This is a genomic window from Bacillus sp. HY001 (assembly GCF_007558965.1).
In the GTDB taxonomy this organism is placed as follows: domain Bacteria; phylum Bacillota; class Bacilli; order Bacillales; family Bacillaceae_G; genus Bacillus_A; species Bacillus_A mobilis.
The window spans coordinates 1-255 of sequence record NZ_VLTE01000425.1 but is presented as its reverse complement, the minus strand read 5'-3'; the positions used below and the strand labels follow the sequence as shown (position 1 = coordinate 255).

The following is a 255-nucleotide window of genomic DNA, read 5'->3' as shown; positions in this document are numbered from 1 at the left end:
TATCGTCCTCAAGCAGGTACCACGGCTATATCATATAGTGCAGCGCAAGGTACTCTTCACGCTGTTCATCATGCAATGCAAATGCAACAACAAATGCATCCTCATATGCAACAACACACGTATCCTTATATGTATCCTCATATGCAACAACATTATACATCTACTGGATATTACAATCCTATAGTGATTTCAGCAGATGGGTTATATATATCAACAATTCCCCATGGAACTCTATACAATTTATAGAAAGATTTT

At 36.9% G+C, this 255-nt stretch carries 1 protein-coding gene; it reads left to right on the top strand.

Annotation, left to right across the window (positions count from 1 at the left end):
* Positions 1–246, top strand: a 246-nt coding sequence (locus FOT98_RS32085; RefSeq protein WP_260851172.1) for a DUF3947 family protein, incomplete at its 5' end; no start/stop codon positions are given.
* Between the last annotated feature and the right edge of the window lie 9 nt (positions 247–255).